Here is a 20,069-nt window from a genome sequence, read left to right as displayed (position 1 = left end):
CCCGCTAGTACAGTCCATTGGGCCACCGCCATGTGTGGCAGCCGTACAGGGGGTCGGGTGCATTTCGCAGGAGCGTACGAGCGTGCGCCTTCCGTATTCCCTGTATGTACCGCTATGGTGCCCTCACCCAGGAACGTCTCGTTCGACTGCATCGATCGAAAACGCACTCAGTTTCGAGCGGTGCGCCGGTTGGCGCTCGTCGCCTGGCGCGAACGGGGTGGAAGGAGAGCTGTAATCCATGAGTGACAAATCGCCGCCCCGGCAGCGGTGGTGGAACATCGAGGGGTGGGGTCTTCGCACGAAGGTCACCGCCGTCCTCGCTGTCCCCGTGACAGTGGCGATGGTCCTGGGTGGTCTTCGCGTCGAGAACGAACTGTCCAATGCGGTGCACTTCTCCTCCGCGGCCGATCAGGTCGCGGTCGTGCCCGACATCGTCGACTTCTCGACGGCGTTTGCGACGGCGACCGGTAGCGCGGCAGCGGGAACGATCACGCCCGAGGAGATGGACACACTCGGGGAAACGTTCGTCACGATGAAGACGATCGCGGCAAGCCCCGAGTTCGACGAGGCGCTCGTCTCGGACCTCGACCGCACGATCGCCAGCGCCGAAACGCTTTACACCAAGATGCAGGCCGGGCCCGTCGCGATCGCTGAGATCGCCGCCGTCACCAGCGAGGTGCGCGACAACCTCAACAGGATCGTCGAAGCGGTCCTCGACGGTGTCGACGACCGCGAGATCCTCGACTACGGCAACCAACTCGTCAACGCCTGGTACTCGCAGCGATACCTGTTCGGACAGGTGCTCGGTGTGCTCGCGATCCTCGAGAACCCGGAACAGCCCGATACCGCGCTCGTGTCCGCGTCCGGCGGCGAGCTTGCGATGCTCGAACTTCTTTCCCGGTCGTACCCGATGGCCGACGCGCAGATTGCCGACCTGCGGTCCGGCGTCAAGGAACGCACCGACATGGTCGCGGCTGCCGGCGAAGGCCCGCTCCCGATCCTCAACGTCCGAGCGTCGCTGCTGCACAGCGTCGACGTGTACGGCGGCATCATCGACGCTGCAGCGCAGCAGATCACGACGACCATTCAGGATCGTGCCGCGGAGACCCGTGCAGCGGCCTTGCGCGACACCGCGATCGTGCTCGCCGCTCTGCTCGCCGCTCTCGTCCTCGCGCTGCTCGTGTCCCGGTCTCTCGTCGGCCCCATCCGCCGGCTGCGGTACGGGACCCTCAAGGTTGCCCGTCAGGAGCTGCCCGAGGCCATCGACCGCATCAAGGTCGGCGACAGCATCGAGGACATCGAGTTCACCCGCGTTCCCGTCCACACGACCGAGGAGATCGGTCAGCTGGCGCGCGCGGTGGACGACATGCACGGCCAGGCACTGCGTCTCGCGGGAGAGCAGGCCCACCTCCGTCTCCAGATCAACGACATGTTCGAGACGCTGGCCCGGCGAAGCAAGTCCCTCGTCGAGCAGCAGCTCGGACTCATCGAACGTCTCGAGTACGAGGAGAAGGACCCCAGCCGTCTCGAGAGCCTCTTCCGGCTCGATCACCTTGCGGCTCGTATGCGCCGTAACGGCGACAACCTGCTGATCCTCTCCGGCACGCGCATCCGCCGCGGTCACTCGGCGCCTGTACAGCTCGGCGACATCCTGCGTGCCGCGATGTCCGAAGTCGAGGACTACCAGCGGGTCCAGATCGGTTCGACACCGGACGGTGCGCTCAGCGGTGCGGTAGCAACCGACATCGTGCATCTCCTCGCAGAATTGGTCGACAACTCGTTGCGGGCCTCCCCGCCCGACAGCACCGTCACGTTCAGCTTCGCGCGCGCCGTCGACGGTGGACTGCTCGTCGAGATCGCCGACCGCGGCATCGGTATACCGCCGGAAGAACTCGAGATCATCAACGAGCGCCTGACGAGCGGTGGCGCGGTCGGTCCCGACACCGCCCGCCACATGGGTCTGTTCGTGGTGTCGCGGCTCGCCGAGCGTCACGGCCTCACCGTGCGGTTGCGCCCGACCTTCGACACCGCACGCAACCCCGGCATCACCGCGAGCGTTCACATCCCGGATGTGCTGCTCGTCTCGCCGCTCGCCTTGTCCCAGACGGGTCCGCAACCGCGAATCATCGACGCGGAGCCCGAGTCTGCACCCGAGGCACTGTCCTCGCCGTCGTCGCAGGAGACTCCCCAGCTGCCGCCGCCTTCCCGCGAGAAGGAATACGAACCGGCGCGGTCGCAGTCTCAGCCGCCCTCGCAGCCCCAGCCCCGGCCGCAGCAGCCGCAGCCGCGGCCGCAGTCGGATCAGCAACCGCAGCCCCGGCCGCAGCCGCAGTCCGATCAGCAGTCGCAGCCGCTCCGTGTCGATGCGTACGACCGTTCCGACGCGGAGTCCAACCCGCCGTCGCAGCCGATCCGCATCGAGGCGCCCGACCGGTCGTACTACGCGCAGGACGAGCGGTCTTCGGAGAGAAGAGATCCGGGTCAGGGTGCCCGCCGTGATTCCGCACCGGGTCGTGACGAGCGTTCCCGCGACGACGAGCGTGCGGGCTTCGCGCCGGCATCTCGTGCCGCGGCTCCGCGCGAGTCGACGGGTGCGCACGAATTGTCCGCACTCCGCGAATCAGGTGTTCCGGGCCGGCCTCAGCAAGGCAAGGGCGACCGCTCCGGTCTGCCGACGCGTCAGCCGGGCGCAGCACCGGGGCTTCCTCCGCGCCAGCCGGGTTCGAACCAGCCGGGTTCGAACTCGGGTCTGCCCACCCGGAACCCCGGCGCAGCGGCATCGGGTCTGCCTACCCGCAACCCCGGCGCAGCGGCACCGGGTCTTCCGTCCCGTCAGCCGGGTACGACTCCCGGGTTGCCGACGCGTCAGCCGGGTGCCACTCCCGGGTTGCCGACGCGTCAGCCCGGCGCGACTCCCGGTCTGCCGACGCGTCAGCCCGGCGCGACCTCCGGTCTGCCGCAGCCGCAGCAGGCTCCGCGCAGGATCCAGCCCGACGCCGCGGCAGCATTCGTCTCGGCGCTTCCTCCCCGCGGCCAGCACGGTCAGAACCGTCCCGCTCAGGACCGCGTGTGGCAGGACGAACACGCTCGTCGTCAGGAGCGGGAGGCGCAGGCCGGACAGGAATCTCGTCAGGATCGTCCTCAGCAGGACGAGCGCGATCGTCGGATGGCACGGGACGAGCGTCCGGCCGAACGGACCGGCAGCCACGCGGCGGCCGAGCCGTCCACACATCGGCAGCAGCCGGAACCTGTTCGGGAACAAGAAGCTTCGAGCCTCCCGCAGCGTCAACCGGGTAATACTCCCGGCCTTCCGGTCCGTTCGGGACCTGCCCCGCAGGAGCAGCGTCCGGATGCGCAGCAGGGAACCCGTCCGTCGGGGCTCCCGCAGCGTCAGCCCGGTGCTACACCCGGACTGCAGGGACGCGGCGCAGCCCCGTCGCCGCAGCAGCAGACGACTCCTGAGCGTGCTCCCCAGCATTCGCAGGCACAGCATTCGCAGGTGCAGCATTCGCAGAATCTCCGGCCGTCGCAGCAGCAGCCGCAACACGAGGCTCCGAACGGGCTGCCGCAGCGTCGTCCGGGTGCTACGCCCGGCATTGCCGGTGGGCCGCAACCTCGCCCGGACAGCGCACCGGCCGGAGGACTTCCGCGTCGCCGGCCCGGGGCGACCCCCGGTCTTCCGCCGCGTCCTGCCACCGCGCAGGAACCCTCGGCTGCCGCACTGGCGGGTCCGACGCCAATCCCGTCGGCGAGTATTGCCGACGGCGGATCGGTGGCGCCGCAGAGCGACGCGCAGAACGCCGCTCGCCATCGCTACCGGACGAACTCCGCGAAGACGGCGTCGTTCTTCCAGCCCAGGCCGGATTCGGTCGGGCTCCGACCGCAGCCCGCACCGCACACGCCGATCTTCTCCAACATGATGTCGGATTGGCTTGTCGATCCGACCAGTCTTCCGGAGGACCGCCGGAGGAAGGAATGGCGTTCGGCTGCCGACGCAGGATGGGAAGCAGCACAGCGAGCAGCAGAAGTATCGGTGGAAGAACACACGACGGCCGGCCTTCCGAGGCGCGAGCCGGGTCACCGCCTCGTTCCGGGTGCGGTGAGGGCTCCCGCCACCGGGGAGCTGCCCAAGACGATCCGACGCCGGGACCCGGAAGCCATTCGGGCGAACCTGAGTCGCCACCAGCAGGGCGTCCGTAACGGTCGCACCTCGGCGAATACCAGCAATCGCGAGAACAATGAACAGGGAGTTCGATGAACATTGATCATGGATCCGACGTGGCCCGTCCACTGGACTGGTTGGTTTCCAACTTTGCGCGCGAAGTTCCAGGTGTCTCGCATGCCGTACTCGTGTCCGCCGACGGCCTGCTGATGGCTGCCAGCGCCCACCTTCCGGTCGACCGTGCCGAGCAGCTCGCTGCCGTCACCTCCGGCCTCGCGAGCCTGTCCAACGGTGTCTCGCAGTTGTTCGACGGCGGCGGAGTTCTCCAGTCGGTCGTCGAGATGCAGCACGGTTACCTGCTGCTCATGAGTGTCGGTGACGGTTCGCACCTCGCGGCTTTGACCGCGTCGGAGTGCGATATCGGACAGGTCGGCTACGAGATGGCGCTCTTGGTGGACCGGGTGGGTGCCTCGGTCGAGGCAACCCCGCGGGTCGGCCAGGGGTCCTGACGTCGAGGTGGCCATGGAATCGCGCAAGCCTGAGTCGGTGCCGGATCAGCCCAGCCTGGTACGGCCCTACTCGCTGACTTCGGGACGTACGAGTCCTGCGGTCGAACTGGCGTTGGAAGCACTGATCCAGGCGATCCCGGGCACGGACCCTCGGGCCCGTGACTTGGACAACATCAACGCCACGATCTTGGAGTTGTGCAAGGAGTCGCCCTCGGTTGCCGAGATCGCGGCGAGGGTGGGCGTGCCGCTGGGAGTGGCACGCGTCCTCGTTGCCGATCTTGTCGAAGCCGGACACGTACAGATCCTGGCCACGCTGAAAGACGATTCGAGCGACGCGGAGCGTCGTGAGCTGATTGAAAGGGTCCTCAGTGGACTTCGCGAACTCTAGCGCCACCAAGCGCGTGACCTCGACCAAGATCGTGATCGCGGGTGGCTTCGGTGTCGGAAAGACCACGCTGGTCGGGGCGGTGTCCGAAATCGTCCCCCTCCGCACCGAAGCGCTCGTGACGAACGCCAGCGACGGGGTCGACAATCTCACCGCGACGCCACAGAAGGCGACGACGACGGTGGCGATGGACTTCGGCCGTATCAGTCTGGCCGAGGACCTCGTGCTGTACCTGTTCGGTACTCCGGGCCAGCACCGATTCTGGTTCATGTGGGACGACCTCATCCGAGGCGCGATCGGTGCGATCGTGCTGATCGACACGCGTCGGCTCGACGAGAGTTTCGCGGCCGTGGACTTCTTCGAGGCGCGGAACCTTCCGTTCATCGTCGCGATCAACGAGTTCGACGACGCGCCGCGCTACCCGCTCGAGGACATCCGCCAGGCCATGGCGATCTCACCCGATGTCCCGATCGTGTCGATCGACGCTCGTTCCCGTGAATCGGCGAAGCAGGCATTGGTGACCGTCACCGAATACGCGCTGCGGAAGCTCCACCAGCCGGTGGCCCCCTAGTGGTTGAGGGACTCCAGCTTTTCACCATGGGTCCATGGGTGATCTTGCTGGCGTACCTCACCTCGGCGATCGGGGTGTTCGTCGGGGTCACCAGCGTCCGGAAGGTTCGTACCGCGGGCAGCGACCGCGTTCGCCGATTCTGGCTGGTGGTCGCATGCCTCGTCCTCGGTGGAGTCGGTGTGTGGCTCGCACAGTTCCTGCCGATGGCCGGGTTCGCGGTGGAGAACAGCGTTGTCCGGTACGACCTGGTCACCATCGTGTTCTCGATGTTGCTCGCGCTGGTGACGGTGTTCATGGCTCTGCTGATCGCGTCGCCGTCGGATGGTTCCTCGTCGAGGACGGAGCCGGCTGCTCTCGTACTCGGCGCCGGACTCGCCGCTGTGCCCTACGTGATCATGTGGTCGGTCCGGACCCAAGGCGAGGTCTCTTTCAACCTCATCTTCGTCGGCGCCGGCGTGCTCGTCGCGTTCGTGACGGCCGCGGGTCTGATGTGGCTGGTGCAGCACGCGGACACATGGCCCAAGCGGCTGGTCGGTGGGGTTCTCGGCGGCGCCGCAGTGGTCGTCGTGCACTTTCTCGCTGCAGCGTCCATCCGGGTGACTCCCGACGCGACGGTGCCGGCACCCGCCGGCATCGAGGTGTTCGCGATTCTGTTCCCGTTGTTCGTCGCCGGACTGCTCATGCTGGTCGTTCCGATTGTCGCGGTGCTGCTCGCCCCGGACCGCGTCGCGGCGCAACTCGAGCGTGAAGCCGACGAGTGGAACGCGGAGACGTTCCGGACCCCCACGCGGTAACAGTCCGGCGTGCACCATTTCTCGATGGGGCCGTGGGTATTCGTGCTGGCCTACGCGACCGCTGTAGCCGGGTCCTACACCGGGCTGTCCTGCATTCGCAGGTCGCACGAGGACTCGGGACGCAACGGGGGCAACTGGTGGTTGCCCATGGCGTCCCTCGCCATCGGCGGCGTGGGGATCTGGCTCATGCACTTCATCGGCATGATGGGGTTCTCCGTGCCGGGAACCGTGATTCGCTACCACCTCGGACCCACGGTGCTCTCGGTGCTGGCGGCGGTGGCGACCACCATGCTCGGGATCTGGATCGTGACTGTCCGCTCCGCGGTGCTCGAGCGGCTTCCGCGCGGGGTCCGTCCGGGAATCGGCGGCCTGGTGATGGGTCTCGCGGTGACCCTCATGCATTACATCGGGATGACCGCGATGAGGGTCCAGGGCACCATCGACCACGATGCGAGGTTCGTTCTCCTGTCGGTGGGCATCGGTGTGGTCGCGTCGACGCTTGCGCTTGCTCTCGCGCGGAGCGCCGAAAGGGTCCACATCCGTCTGATGGCCGCGTTCGTCATGGCCTCGGCCGTGGTCGCGCTGCACTACACCGGAATGGCGGGGGTGCACGTGGTCGTCGACCCCGGAGCCCCGGAACCGAGCGGCATGAGCGTCCTGTCGTTTCTGTTCCCCGCGTTCATTCTCGGCATCATCGTGCTGGCTGTGCCGATCACCGCACTGGTGCTCGCACCGGAGGACGAGAAGGACCGGCACGAGGACCTGATCGATCTCCGGACCGACGCGGGAAGTGGGACATGACGTGGTGCAGGACGGCGCTTTCGTGTGTGATCTACCTCTCCCTTGCGGAGACGTGAGCGGAAAGTGCCTGTCCTTCGCGGCGTGGGGTGACCTGCACCTATAGACTCGTGTGGTTGCGAGACGTCTGCCGGGCGGAAGACCGCGGGCGGACGTTCGAGCCGAGTAGAAGAAGGAGCTCATGACCGACACCACGTTGCCTCCGGAGGGGCCGGGGCACGACCGCATCGAGCCCGTCGACATCCAGCTGGAGATGCAGAACAGCTACATCGATTACGCGATGAGCGTGATCGTGGGGCGTGCTCTGCCCGACGTGCGTGACGGACTCAAGCCCGTCCACCGTCGCGTGCTGTACGCGATGTTCGACAACGGGTTCAGGCCGGACCGCGGCTATGTGAAGTCGGCGCGTGCCGTTGCCGAGACGATGGGCAACTACCACCCGCACGGCGACTCTTCGATCTACGACACCCTGGTGCGCCTGGCGCAGCCGTGGGCTTTGCGGTACCCGCTCGTCGACGGACAGGGCAACTTCGGTTCCCGCGGCAACGACGGTGCGGCCGCCATGCGGTACACCGAGTGCCGGCTCACCCCGCTCGCGATGGAGATGCTGCGCGACATCGACCACGACACGGTCGATTTCCAGCCGAACTACGACGGCCGGACCCAGGAACCGACAGTTCTCCCCAGCCGTATCCCCAACCTGTTGATCAACGGTTCGGGTGGCATCGCGGTGGGCATGGCGACCAACATCCCCCCGCACAATCTCCGAGAGGTCGCCGAGGCGATCTACTGGGCACTCGAGAACTACGAAGCCGACGAGGAAACGACCCTCGCCGCAGTCATGGAGCGGATCAAGGGACCCGACTTCCCGACCGCAGCCTTGATCACCGGATCCCAGGGCATCCACGACGCGTACACCACGGGCCGCGGCTCGGTGAAGATGCGCGGTGTCGTGGAGATCGAAGACGACGCCAAGGGCCGCACCACCATCGTGATCACCGAGTTGCCGTACATGGTCAACCCGGACAACCTCATCACCTCGATCGCCGAACAGGTTCGCGACGGCAAGATCGCGGGCATCTCCGACATCCACGACGAGTCGTCGGATCGTGTGGGCATGCGCATCGTCGTGACCGTCCGTCGTGACGCGGTCGCCAAGGTCGTTCTCAACAACCTGTACAAGCACACCCAGCTCCAGACGAGCTTCGGCTGCAACATGCTGTCGATCGTCGACGGTGTGCCGCGCACACTGCGCCTGGACCAGATGATCCGGCTGTACGTCGTGCACCAGGTCGAGGTCATCGTCCGGCGTACGCGGTACCTGCTGCGCAAGGCCGAGGAACGGGCCCACATCCTGCGCGGCCTCGTCAAGGCACTCGACGCGCTCGACGACGTCATCGCACTCATCCGCAGGTCTCAGACCGTCGATATCGCGCGTGGCGGCCTCATCGACCTGCTCCAGGTCGACGAGATCCAGGCCGATGCGATCCTCGCGATGCAGTTGCGACGCCTCGCCGCTCTGGAACGTCAGAAGATCATCGACGACCTCGCAGAGATCGAGCGGGAGATCGACGATTACAAGGACATTCTCGAGAAGCCCGAGCGGCAGCGCGCCATCGTCCGCGACGAGCTGAAGGAGATCGCCGAGAAGTACGGCGACGATCGCCGGACACGCATCGTCGCCGCCGACGGTGACGTCACCGACGAGGACCTCATCGCTCGCGAAGACGTGGTCGTCACGATCACCGAGACGGGCTACGCCAAGCGCACCCGCACCGATCTGTACCGGTCGCAGAAGCGCGGCGGCAAGGGTGTCAAGGGCGCTGAGCTCAAGCAGGACGACATCGTCAAGCACTTCTTCGTGACCTCCACGCACGACTGGCTGCTGTTCTTCACGACGAAGGGCCGCGTCTACCGGGCGAAGGCATACGAACTGCCGGAGGCGAACCGCACCGCACGCGGTCAGCACGTCGCGAACCTGCTGGCCTTCCAGCCCGACGAGCGGATCCAGGGCGTCATCCGCCTGCAGAGCTACGAGGACGCGCCGTACCTGGTGCTCGCGACGCGCAACGGCCTGGTGAAGAAGTCGCGGCTGTCGGACTTCGACTCCAACCGCAGCGGCGGCATCGTGGCGATCAACCTGCGCGGGGACGACGAAATGGTGGGCGCGGTTCTGTGCTCCGCCGACGACGACCTGCTGCTCGTCTCGAAGCTGGGACAGTCCATCCGGTTCTCCGCGACCGACGAAGCGCTGCGGCCGATGGGACGCGCAACCTCCGGCGTCCAGGGCATGCGGTTCAACGGTGAGGACAGCCTGCTGTCGCTCAACGTCGTCAAGGAAGGCACCTACCTGCTGGTCGCGACCTCCGGTGGATACGCGAAGCGGACTCCGATGGAGGATTACCCGGTTCAGGGCCGCGGCGGCAAGGGTGTCTTGACCATCCAGTACGACCGCCGGCGTGGCACCCTGGTCGGTGCTCGGATCGTCGAGGACGATGACGAGCTGTACGCGATCACCTCGAACGGTGGTGTCATCCGTACTGTCGCCAAGCAGGTGCGCAAGGCTGGTCGGCAGACCAAGGGTGTGCGCCTGATGAACCTCGCCGAGGGCGACACGCTGTTGGCGATCGCCCGCAATGCCGACGAGCTGGACGACGCAGACGTATCCGGAGCTAAGGAGTCGTAAGTGAGCACTCCCCAGGGACCCAACGGAAACGGCCAGGGGCAACCCGGCCGGAAACCCGAGGATCGCAATGGGCAGGAGGTGTCGTCCGCTTCATCCGGTGCGGCGCCTTCACAGGGGCCGGCTCCGCAGGGGGCATCCTCGCAGGACCGGGCACCGCAGGACCGGGCTCCGCAGCAGGAACGGTCGCCCCAGAACACGGCGGCGGACAAGCCTGCCGGATCTCCGCAGAGCGGTGGCCCGGTTGGGCAATCCGCTCCGTCGAAGCCGGCGGAGGTTTCCGGGAAGGCCCCTGAGAAGGCCCGCGAGACGCCGAAGTCCGAAGGTAAGGGTCCGGCGGCCGGTACGGCGAAGCCCGCACAGCGCGAGGAGTCCGTGCGCAGCGAGTCGCAGGTACGCAGCGAGGAGCCTCGTCAGGCTGCGGCAGCGCCGCAACCGGAGGCTCCCAAGGCGAACCAGGGCGCCGGGAACCAGAGCGCGGGAAATCCGGGCACCGGGAACCAGGGCGGGGCACCGTCCGGAGCTGCGACAGCACAGTCGTCGCAGGGCGGCGATCAGTCCCGCTCGGCGAGGCCCGCCAACCAGACGGCGCGTCCGGGTGGCCAGACCCCGCCGTGGCAGCGCGGCCAGCAAGGGACCGCGCAGGGCGGTTCTTCGCCGCAGAAGACGCCGCAGACCAACCTGCCCGGAGTCGGCCCCGGTCTCGGCAAGTCCGGGCCGGCGGCAGGCGGCGGATCCTCCGCTTCGCGGCCGTCGACGGGTGGCCAGCCTCCCGCCGGCAAGCCTGCCGCAGCTCAGAATCCGGCACCGTCGACCCGTCCGGTCGTGACGGGTACGGCAGCGGCCGCGATGAACTCCGGTAACTCCGGTTCCTCGGCGTCGGCTACGCGCACCACCAACGAGCGCGCGAGCAACGACCGTGCTGCGGCGAAGGCGAAAGCCGCGGTCATCGACGGGCCCACGCGGCATATCGAGCGCAAGGATCTTGCGAAGGATCTGCCCGATCTCTCCGCCGTCAAGCATCCGACGCCTGTCGCGCCGGCAACGGGGGAGACCCCGAAGGTGGGTCCGACGGCGATTGCCCCGGCCCCCGCGGGTGTCGACACCGGTGATGCACTACGCGCCACGGTGCAGGTGCGGCGGATCGACCCGTGGTCGATGCTGAAGATCTCGTCCGTGATTTCCGTCTCGCTGTTTTTCGTGTGGATGATCGCGGTCGGTCTGCTCTACGCCGTGCTCGCCGGGATGGGCGTGTGGGACAGGCTCAACAGCGCGTTCACCGACATCGTGAGCGATGCGGGCAGTGAGGGACTCGTCACGGTGGGCCAGGTGTTCGGGTACGCGACCGTGATCGGCCTGGCCAACATGGTTCTCATGACCGCTCTCGCGACCCTCGGAGCGTTCATCTACAACCTGTGCACCGACCTCGTCGGTGGCGTTCAGGTAACGCTCGCAGACCCGGACTGACCTGCAGGAATGCTGCCCCGTCGAGGCGATTTGAATCATCCGGCGTCGGTGGGGTAGTGTTCCATCCGGTTCGAGGGCCTATAGCTCAGGCGGTTAGAGCGCTTCGCTGATAACGAAGAGGTCGGAGGTTCAAGTCCTCCTAGGCCCACTCCCCGTGCCCGAAAGGCAGCCAGAAATGAAGTTCCTGATCGCTGTGGGAGCTGGTTTTCTGGCGGTCGTCGGACTTGCTCGCATGCTGCGTAGTGAGGACGAGTGGCACGAGGTACCCAGTCGCTAGTCGGCGTACGGGGCCTTAGCTCAGTTGGTAGAGCGCTGCCTTTGCAAGGCAGATGTCAGGAGTTCGAATCTCCTAGGCTCCACAGCAACACGAAACCCACCTCCGTTCAGGGGGTGGGTTTCGTCGTACTTGCGGGTTGCGTGCGTTTCACGTGAAACCCGGCGCGACAGTGCTGCATCACATACGACGCTCTGTAGTACGAGACGTATCATCGGGGGCATGGCCGCCGACCCTCAGCTTCTCGCGCGCATGCGCGGTGGCTTCGTGGGTGGCACCTGTGGGGTGGTCGCGATCGTCGCGCACGCCGTTGCGGAGGGCGCATATCCGGGCACTACCGCCCTCACGGTTCTTCTCTCCGTCGCCGTGATCGCGGGCGCCGTTGCGGCGGGCACCCGGGTGGCGGTCGTACCGCTACTCCTCGCCGGGCAGGTCTTCGGTCATATCGCACTGTCGCTGGGCAGCGGCCACTTTCATCTCCCCGGACCGGGCATGCTTGCTGCTCACCTGGCAGCGGTCCTCGTTGCGTCCGCCCTGATACGCGGCGCAGAACGGGGTAGCGCTCTCGCACTGAACGCGGTGCGCCGCATCGCCGCGATCCACGGACCCTCCTCCTCTCTGCCCGTTCGGGCCGCACTCCCCGTGGGGTACCGCCCCGCGGTGCGCCGGATGCAGGTCTTCGCCACGGGAGTCTCGACCCGTGGACCACCGCTCGTCACGGTCTGACCTCCTTTTCCCTCCCTGACCACCGTTCCTACGGCGGTCGGCGCCCTCGCGCGCCAACCCACTTTCCTGGAGTTACCGATGACGAGAAAAACTGTTCGTACCGTGGCCGTTGCGGGAGTTGCCGCTGCTCTGGCCGTGCTCACCGCCTGCGGATCGACCGATGCGCCGCCCACTGCCGCCGAGGCGCTGACGGTGTCGGATGCCTGGGTCAAGGCCGCCGACTCGGGCATGACCGGCGCCTTTGCCGAGTTGTCCAACACGGCCGATACGGACCTGCATGTGGTCGCAGTATCGAGCCCGAGCGCGAGCCGTACCGAATTGCACGAGATGGCCCCGGACGGGGGAAGCGCGATGGTGATGCGCGAAATGGCCGACGGCCTCGTGATCGGAGCCGGAAGCACCCACAGCCTCGCTCCCGGCGGCGACCACCTGATGCTCATGGACATCGTCGAACCGATCAGGCCCGGCAGTGACGTCACCTTCTCCCTGGAATTCGAGGACGGATCCGTGAAGGACTTCACCGCGCAGGTCCGCGACTTCGCAGGGGCACAGGAGGAGTACGAGCCGGCGACAACCGGGGCGGGTCACGGTGGCTGAGCTCAGCCGCCGTCATCTACTCGGTGGAGGACTGGCAGCCGTAGGGGCGGCCGGTCTCGCGGCGGTCGGTGGTGGCGCAGCCGTGGCATCCCGGACGCCCGAGCGCATGGGCGCGGCCACAATCGACCCCCACGGCCGTCACCAAGCCGGGATCGATACCCCGCCGCAGGCGTTCGCCTCGTTCGCCGCACTCGATCTCGCGAGCGGTGTCGACCGCGCGGGCCTGGCCGGAATCATGAAGGTGTGGGCGGAGGACATACGGCGCCTCACTGCCGGACGGCCCGCGCTGGGGGACACCGAACCGGAACTCGCGGTGGATCCGGCTCGGCTCACGATCACCGTGGGATTCGGACCGGTGGTGTTCGACGCCGCGGGACTGGCCGACCGGCGTCCGGCGTGGTTACGTCCCCTTCCCGAGTTCGCGGTGGATCGCCTCGAAGACCGGTGGTCGGGTGGGGACCTGGTGCTGCAGGTGTGTGCCGACGATCCCGTGGTGGTTTCCCACGCCACGCGCACCTTGACCAAGAACGTGCGATCGCTGGCCACCGTGCGCTGGGTACAGCGGGGATTCCGGCATGCCGTAGGCGCCAGGCCCGACGGGATGACGATGAGGAATCTGATGGGCCAGGTGGACGGCACCGTCAATCCGGCGCCGGGCAGCCCGGACTTCGGGCGGCAGGTCTGGAACCCCGGTGAACCGGAGTGGCTGCGCGACGGAACCTCGCTCGTGTTTCGCCGGATCCGGATGGAACTCGACACGTGGGACGAACTCGACCGGCCCGCACGAGAGCTCGCGGTGGGCCGGACCCTGTCGAACGGTGCTCCGCTCACCGGCACCGAGGAGCATGACGACGCCGATTTCGAGGCCACGGACCGGTACGGGATTCCGGTGATCCCACCGGAGTCGCACGTGGCGAGGGCGCGGCCACGGACCGCCGACGAGCAATTCCTGCGTCGGGGATACAACTACGACGACGACGGCGCAGGGCTGTTGTTCGCGGCGTACCAGGTCGATGTGGACCGTCAGTTCGTCCCCGTACAGCAGCGCCTCGCCGAGCATGATGCGCTCAATCCGTGGATCACCCCCGTCGGATCCGCGGTGTTCGTCGTTCCACCGGGCTTCGGTCCGGAGGGCTATCCGGGAGACACGCTCCTGGCCGGGTGAACTCGCGCCGGACGTGCCGGTGGCGAATGCTTCCGGGACGCCCGGGGCGGGGTTACCCTCGGGGTGTGACCGGAAGCACACAGACACGTCTCGGGTTCGCGTCGCTGCGGGAAGGCGGCCTCAACTGGGACGCCTTCCCGCTCCGACTCTTCGCGAAGGGCAACGCGAAATTCTGGGATCCTGCGGATCTCGATTTTTCGCGCGACGCTGCCGACTGGCAGGCGCTCACCTCCGAGCAGCGCCGCAGTTCCACATTCCTCGTCGCGCAGTTCGCCGCGGGAGAAGAAGCCGTCACCCAGGACATCCAGCCGTTCGTGCGTGCGATGGAGGCCGAGGGGCGGATCGGCGACGAGATGTATCTGACGCAGTTCTGCTTCGAGGAGGCCAAGCACCTGCAGGTGTTCCGGCTGTGGATGGACTCGGTGGGGCTCACCTCCGATCTACATCCCTATGTCGCTGACAATCCGTTCTACCGGCAGCTGTTCTACGACGAGTTGCCGAACTCGCTGCGACTGCTCGAGTCCGATCCGTCGCCGGCCAACCAGGTACGCGCGAGCGTCACCTACAACCATGTGATCGAGGGGAGCCTCGCGCTCACCGGTTACTACGCGTGGCAGAAGGTCTGCACGACGCGCGGCATCCTTCCCGGAATGCAGGAACTGGTCCGGCGTATCGGTGACGACGAGCGCCGGCACATGGCGTGGGGCACCTTCACCTGCCGGCGGCACGTCGCGGCAGACGACTCGAATTGGGCTGTGGTGCAACAGCGTATGAACGAGTTGCTTCCGATGGCACTCGGCATGATCGGGTGGGTCAACGATCAGTTCGACGAGCAGCCGTACGGGCTGGATCCCGACGAATTCGTCTCCTACGCCGCCGACCGGGCCGAGCGGCGTCTAGGCGCCATCGAATCTGCTCGCGGTCGCCCGGTGGAGGAGATCGATCTCGATTACTCACCGGAATCGCTCGAGGAGAAGTTCGGTGCGGAGGACGCGGCCGAACTGGCGTCGATCGCCGACGGGGGAGACGGAAGTCCTCGCTAGATCCCGACCGTGATCGGGATTCCGCGCGGGTTCAGATCAGGACCGCGGCGGCGACGACCACGACCAGCACCGCCAGCAGCACGGCAGCGGCTATCCGCACGGTGTCGGCCTGGCTTCGCACCGGCTGGGGAGGTTGGCGGGTTGCGGTGTCCGGTTCTACCGTCACCGCGACCGCAGCGGCGGAGTTCTCCGTCTCGTACAGATCCTCGATGGCTTTCAGACGTGCGAGGCCACCGGTGAGCACGTCCGTTTCATCGTAGGAGGGCGGCAGACCGATCCGGGTCTTCTTCGTCTCGCGCGCCGGAGTGAAACCAGCGGCGAGAATCGCCGCGCCGAGCGCCGCGGTCTGCTCGGGCCCCGGTCCGACGAGACTACGCACCATCAGCTTGGTCGCGAGGCTGTTGGCGATCTCCTGGATATGCGAGCGATCACGCGCGACGAGTCCGTCACCCATGACGACCACGGCGTCGAGATTGTCCGACAACCATCCGAACGAACCGAGTGCCGACGCGAGTTGGGCTGCGGGTGACGGTGCGTTCTTGACGGGAACCCGGAATGCCTTGCCGACGGGGACACCCGAGCGCACCAGCGTCACAGTCGAACCCACGTCGTCGACGTGATAAACCCCGACGAGCTGACCGGGCGTTTCCGAGATCTCGGAGGCATACCAGGTGGCCGCAGCCTGCGCGTCCGACACCAGATCGACGTGCCGGAGATCGGCGAAGTCGAGCGCGGATCGGAGGGTTGCGACGGTCGCGGGGTCCCAGTGGGAGGGGTAGGTGGCGGTGTATCCGGGGTCGCTGTCCCTGTCCATACCGCCGAACGTCGGCAGGGGATGGCACTCGGTGAGCAGGCAGTGGATGGCCGTCGCCATGGCGTCCTCCGCGCGGTAGACGCGCCCGTCGCTCGCCGAGAGTCCTGCGGGGTCACCTACGCGGGAGAGGAAACCGCTGAGCGTCCGGACCTCGTCGTCGGCCCGCGCGGAGCCACCGAGAAAGGTCGAGTCGTCCCGGCCGATATGGAGAACGGTGTCGCGGGCGATGACCACCGGGTCGGGAGTGCCGGGTTCGTTGGACGCGACCACCGCTGTGGACACGACCCTTCCGATTCGGAGCCCCACCCCGATTGCCATGACTCTCCCCTCGTCTGTCGATCCGGGTCCATCTTGCTACCGGCACCACTCCGTGTGGTTGTGCCGCGCCGCGACCCCGATCGTCATGATCAGGACATACCACATACCGGTCGTCGCGCAACTGTCATCCCTTCCTGCGGGTGCAAACCGAGCACGCACCGAGCTTCCGCGACCGGGTTTCCGGGGCCGTCTCACCTCGTGTCCTGCGCCCGAGCATCGCCTTACCGGTCGGTAATGTACGTGTTACAGTCCGTACCATGTGACCGAAGGCACGCCTAGGTCCGGGATGTGGTGGAGGAAATATGGGAACGAGCAGGACCCGGAAGTGGGCGGCAGCGGCGTTGACATCCGCAGCGCTCGTGGGGGGACTTCTGGCGGCGCCGGCGACGGCACACGCCGAGGGCGACTTCTACACGCCGCCCGCGCTGGAGCAGGGGGGAAGCCCGGGAGACATCCTCCGGAGCGAACCGTCCGATCTTGCCATCCGGGTTCCGACCGGGGACGGTGTGTTCCCCGCGCAGGGGACGCGGTTGCTGTACCGCTCGAACAATGCGAAGGGCGCACCCAATGCGGTGAGCGGCACGTACCTCGAGCCGTCGACCGTGTGGAACGGTGAGGGACCTCGCCCTCTCGTCGCGGTGGCGGTCGGCACGCACGGACAGGGCGACCAGTGCGCTCCGTCGCGCAATCTCGGTGCGCTGGTGCAGTACAACCCGCCGCTCGATCTGTTCACCGAGTACGAATTGCTGTCGATCAATGCGTTGCTGCTCCAGGGCATCGCGGTGGTGGTGACGGACTACGACGGACTCGGGACTCCCGGGCACCACACATACGTGAACAGGGCTGCCGAGGCCTACGCGGTGCTGGATTCGGTCCGGGCGGCGCTGAATCTTCCCGGAACGAGCCTTACCCCCGACAGTCCCGTCGGGCTGTACGGATACTCCCAGGGTGGCGGTGCGAGCGGGGCCGCAGCCGAACTCGCTCCCACGTACGCCCCGGAACTGAACCTCAAGGGCGCCTACGTCGGTGCGCCTCCCGCCGATCTCTTGGCCACGCTGAAGCAGATCGACGGCACGCTCCTCACCGGCGCCGTGGGCTACACGATCAACGGGCTGATCGAGGCATACCCGGAGATTCGCTCCGAGGTCGAGGCCGAGATCAACGACCGCGGCCGCGCCATGCTCGCCGCGGTGGCGAACCAGTGTGTTCCGGAAACCGTTGCCACTGTTGCGTTCCAGCGGACCGAAGACTTCACGCGCACCGGTGAACCTCTCGACGTGGTGGTCGGCCGGCTTCCCCAGGTCCAGAAAGCGATCGACGAGCAGCGCATCGGCCGCCTGACCCCGCAGATCCCGGTGCTTCTCCAGCACGGCACGCAGGACGACACGGTTCCCTACGGGCAGGGTCGCCAGCTCGCGCTGGACTGGTGCGACAACGGCGCCACCGTCCAGTTCGACGCGAACCTCACGCCGCCGATCCTGCCGGGCTTCGTGATCAACCACGCTGTACCGCTGCTCACGGGACTGCCCAACGCGGTCCAGTACCTCGACGCGCGTCTGCGTGACGCACCCGCGCCGTCCAACTGCGGCGCCTTCTGACGCGACCCCGAACGCAACGGCCCGCCCTCGTCACGAGGGCGGGCCGTTGTGGTTCTGCGCCTACACGACGTTTCTGGTGTCGATGATCCGGCGAGCCACGTTCTCTTCCGTGGACGGGCCCGGTGTCCATTCCGCGATCCACGGGCCTGTTCCTTCACTCGCATCCAGGATGCCGTTCTCGAGCCAGCTGTAGCGACCGTCGAGGACACCGCGGGTGAGCTTCCGGTCGGAATCGTCGGTGTTGCTCCACAATCCGTCGAACAGCGCCTCTACCCGTAGCCGGGACTGCCGGCAGAAGGCGTCGGCGAGTTCGTATGCGGCATCGGCACCCGGATGGCCGTCGGCGCGTTGACGTTCGGCGCGCACACAACTGGCCGACATGGCGAACAGTTCGGCACCGATGTCGACGATGCGGCCGAGGAAGTTCTGACGCTTCTCGAGACCGCCCTGCCACCGGGCCATGCCGTAGAACGTCGACCTGGCGAGTTTGCGCGAGCTACGTTCGACGAACCGGAGATGTGGTGCGAGGATGCCGAATTCGGTGAAAGCTCCGGGAAGGCGGCCCTTTCCTGCCACCAGCGAGGGCAGCCACTTGGCGTAGAAGCCGCTCGCCTTCGCCGCGGCGCGCGCCTTGGTCTCGAGAGACGCCTTCGGGTCGATCAGGTCGCCGGCGGCACGGAGATGTGCGTCGACTGCCTCTCGGGCCACCAGTAGCCGCATGATCTCGCTCGAGCCCTCGAAGATGCGGTTGATGCGCAGGTCCCGGACGAGTTGTTCTGCGGGCACGGCTCTCTCACCGCGTGCGGCGAGCGACTCGGCTGTCTCGTAGCCGCGGCCCCCGCGGATCTGGATCAACTCGTCGGCGATGGCGCAGCCCATCTCGCTGGCCCACAACTTCGCGAGCGCGGCCTCGATGCGAATGTCGTTGCGCTCCTCGTCGTTCATCTGGCCGGACAGTTCGACCACGGACTCGAGTGCGTAGGAGGTCGCCGCGATGAACGAGATCTTGGCGGCCACCGCCTCGTGTTCGCCGAGTGCTTTGCCCCACTGCACCCGGGCTTCCGACCACTCGCGGGCGATCTTGAGCGCCCACTTGCCGGCTCCGGCGCACATCGCCGGGATGGCAAGCCGTCCGGCGTTGAGTGTCGTGAGGGCGATCTTGAGGCCGTCGCCTTCGCGTCCGACGAGGTTCTCGGCGGGAACGCGCACCTTGTTCATGCGGGTCAGGCCGTTCTCGATGCCTCGCAGGCCCATGAAGGAGTTGCGGCGTTCGACGGTGATGCCGGGCGAATCGGCTTCGACGACGAACGCGGAGATACCGCCGCGATGCCCGTCGCTCTTGGGGACCCGCGCCATGACCACGAGCAACTCGGCGACCACACCGTTGGTCGTCCACAGTTTCACGCCGTCGAGTTCGTACGCCCGGCCGTCCTCGACCGGAACCGCACTCGTGGCGAGTCGTGCGGGGTCGGAACCGACATCCGGTTCGGTCAGCAGGAACGCCGAGATCGCGCCGCGCGCGCAGCGCGGCAGGAACCGCTTCTTCTGCTCCGGGGTGCCCGCCAGTTTCAGCGGTTCGGGTACACCGATCGACTGGTGGGCCGAGAGCAACGCTCCCAGGCTGGGGTGTACGCACGCGACGAGCATCAGAGCCCGGTTGTAGGCGACCTGCGACAGGCCCAGGCCGCCGTACTCCTCGGGGATCTTCATGCCGAAGCACCCGAGTTCCGCCAACCCGCGGATGTAGTCGTCGGGAATGCGTGCCTCGCGCTCGATGGTCGGGCCGCTCATGTCCCGGCACAAGTTCCGCAGCGAGGTGAGGAATTTTTCGGTGCGGGCGTCTTCGTCGGGTGTGGGACGGGGGAAGGGATGGACGAGATCGAGGGTGAACCTGCCGAGGAAGAGGTGTTTGGCGAACGACGGTTTCGTCCAGTCCGCTTCTCGTGCTTCTTCGGCGACCTCACGGGCTTGCTGTTCGGTGACGCGCGTTTCTGCCATGTCTGCCTCCAGAAGGGCTTGCCTACCGGCGAGTATTCACCCTTCTGTGTCGCACGTCACAGGATTGGACGGACCGATACCGGTGAGTAATCGCAGGACGTGCACCGGAGGTGTGAAACAGATCACCCGGGGCTGCGGTGTCTCGAGATGCCGGGTGCGCGATACAG

15 protein-coding genes and 2 tRNA genes are annotated in these 20,069 nt (G+C 67.0%); 15 read left to right on the top strand and 2 right to left on the bottom strand.

The window, feature by feature from the left end; all coding sequences use genetic code 11:
- Positions 1–238: 238 nt before the first annotated feature.
- From ACLQ3J_RS11680 to ACLQ3J_RS11615, 14 genes are all read left to right on the top strand, one after another.
- Entirely contained in the window at positions 239–4,258 is a 4,020-nt protein-coding gene (locus ACLQ3J_RS11680; protein WP_425903294.1) for an ATP-binding protein, read from the top strand.
- On the top strand, positions 4,255–4,671 hold the full coding sequence (locus tag ACLQ3J_RS11675) for a roadblock/LC7 domain-containing protein (protein WP_072701130.1): 417 nt from the start codon (positions 4,255–4,257) through the stop codon (positions 4,669–4,671). Before ACLQ3J_RS11680 ends, ACLQ3J_RS11675 begins: the two co-directional genes overlap by 4 nt.
- Before the next feature lie 13 nt (positions 4,672–4,684).
- On the top strand, positions 4,685–5,059 hold the full coding sequence (locus ACLQ3J_RS11670) for a DUF742 domain-containing protein (RefSeq protein ID WP_072701132.1): 375 nt from the start codon (positions 4,685–4,687) through the stop codon (positions 5,057–5,059).
- 13 nt (positions 5,060–5,072) lie between these two features.
- Complete coding sequence (locus tag ACLQ3J_RS11665) at positions 5,073–5,627, top strand: GTP-binding protein (RefSeq protein ID WP_169621077.1); 555 nt, start codon at positions 5,073–5,075, stop codon at positions 5,625–5,627.
- A gap of 26 nt (positions 5,628–5,653) precedes the next feature.
- A complete protein-coding gene (locus ACLQ3J_RS11660; protein WP_425903293.1) occupies positions 5,654–6,421 on the top strand; it encodes an MHYT domain-containing protein in 768 nt (255 codons plus the stop codon).
- 24 nt (positions 6,422–6,445) lie between these two features.
- Complete coding sequence (locus ACLQ3J_RS11655; protein WP_296551331.1) at positions 6,446–7,222, top strand: MHYT domain-containing protein; 777 nt, start codon at positions 6,446–6,448, stop codon at positions 7,220–7,222.
- Between the two features lie 178 nt (positions 7,223–7,400).
- Entirely contained in the window at positions 7,401–9,905 is a 2,505-nt protein-coding gene (gene gyrA, locus ACLQ3J_RS11650; protein ID WP_169620892.1) for a DNA gyrase subunit A, read from the top strand.
- 372 nt (positions 9,906–10,277) lie between these two features.
- Positions 10,278–11,369, top strand: coding sequence for a DUF3566 domain-containing protein (locus ACLQ3J_RS11645; RefSeq protein WP_378527198.1), 1,092 nt, complete (start codon positions 10,278–10,280; stop codon positions 11,367–11,369).
- A 74-nt stretch (positions 11,370–11,443) separates the two neighbouring features.
- Positions 11,444–11,517: transfer RNA gene (locus ACLQ3J_RS11640), tRNA-Ile, on the top strand.
- Positions 11,518–11,655: 138 nt separating this feature from the next.
- Positions 11,656–11,728, top strand: a tRNA-Ala gene (locus ACLQ3J_RS11635).
- A gap of 137 nt (positions 11,729–11,865) precedes the next feature.
- Positions 11,866–12,369, top strand: a complete 504-nt coding sequence (locus ACLQ3J_RS11630) for a hypothetical protein (RefSeq protein WP_425903292.1) — start codon at positions 11,866–11,868, stop codon at positions 12,367–12,369.
- A 78-nt stretch (positions 12,370–12,447) separates the two neighbouring features.
- Entirely contained in the window at positions 12,448–12,966 is a 519-nt protein-coding gene (locus ACLQ3J_RS11625; RefSeq protein ID WP_169652303.1) for a copper chaperone PCu(A)C, read from the top strand.
- Positions 12,959–14,131 carry a Dyp-type peroxidase gene (locus ACLQ3J_RS11620; RefSeq protein ID WP_169652302.1) on the top strand — a complete coding sequence of 391 codons (1,173 nt, stop codon included), beginning with the start codon at positions 12,959–12,961 and terminating at the stop codon, positions 14,129–14,131. Before ACLQ3J_RS11625 ends, ACLQ3J_RS11620 begins: the two co-directional genes overlap by 8 nt.
- A 26-nt stretch (positions 14,132–14,157) precedes the next feature.
- Positions 14,158–15,174 (top strand): R2-like ligand-binding oxidase, encoded by a 1,017-nt coding sequence (locus ACLQ3J_RS11615; protein WP_425903291.1) that lies wholly within the window; start codon positions 14,158–14,160, stop codon positions 15,172–15,174.
- Positions 15,175–15,205: 31 nt separating this feature from the next.
- On the opposite strand, the gene ACLQ3J_RS11610 is transcribed toward ACLQ3J_RS11615, so the two are convergent.
- Positions 15,206–16,306 (bottom strand): hypothetical protein, encoded by a 1,101-nt coding sequence (locus tag ACLQ3J_RS11610; protein WP_378527203.1) that lies wholly within the window; start codon positions 16,304–16,306, stop codon positions 15,206–15,208.
- A 302-nt stretch (positions 16,307–16,608) separates the two neighbouring features.
- On the opposite strand from ACLQ3J_RS11610, the gene ACLQ3J_RS11605 reads away from it, so the two are divergent.
- The gene (locus ACLQ3J_RS11605; protein ID WP_296551342.1) at positions 16,609–17,904 is read left to right on the top strand and encodes a lipase family protein; all 1,296 of its coding nucleotides are present in this window, start codon (positions 16,609–16,611) and stop codon (positions 17,902–17,904) included.
- Between the two features lie 60 nt (positions 17,905–17,964).
- Here the strand turns inward: ACLQ3J_RS11605 and ACLQ3J_RS11600 are convergent, their stop codons facing one another.
- A complete protein-coding gene (locus ACLQ3J_RS11600) occupies positions 17,965–19,902 on the bottom strand; it encodes an acyl-CoA dehydrogenase family protein (RefSeq protein WP_169620884.1) in 1,938 nt (645 codons plus the stop codon).
- Positions 19,903–20,069: the final 167 nt, after the last annotated feature.

Origin of the sequence: Rhodococcus sp. DT1, assembly GCF_049844875.1 — a bacterium.
In the GTDB taxonomy this organism is placed as follows: Bacteria; Actinomycetota; Actinomycetes; order Mycobacteriales; family Mycobacteriaceae; genus Rhodococcus.
This window is presented reverse-complemented; position numbering and strand designations above follow the sequence as displayed.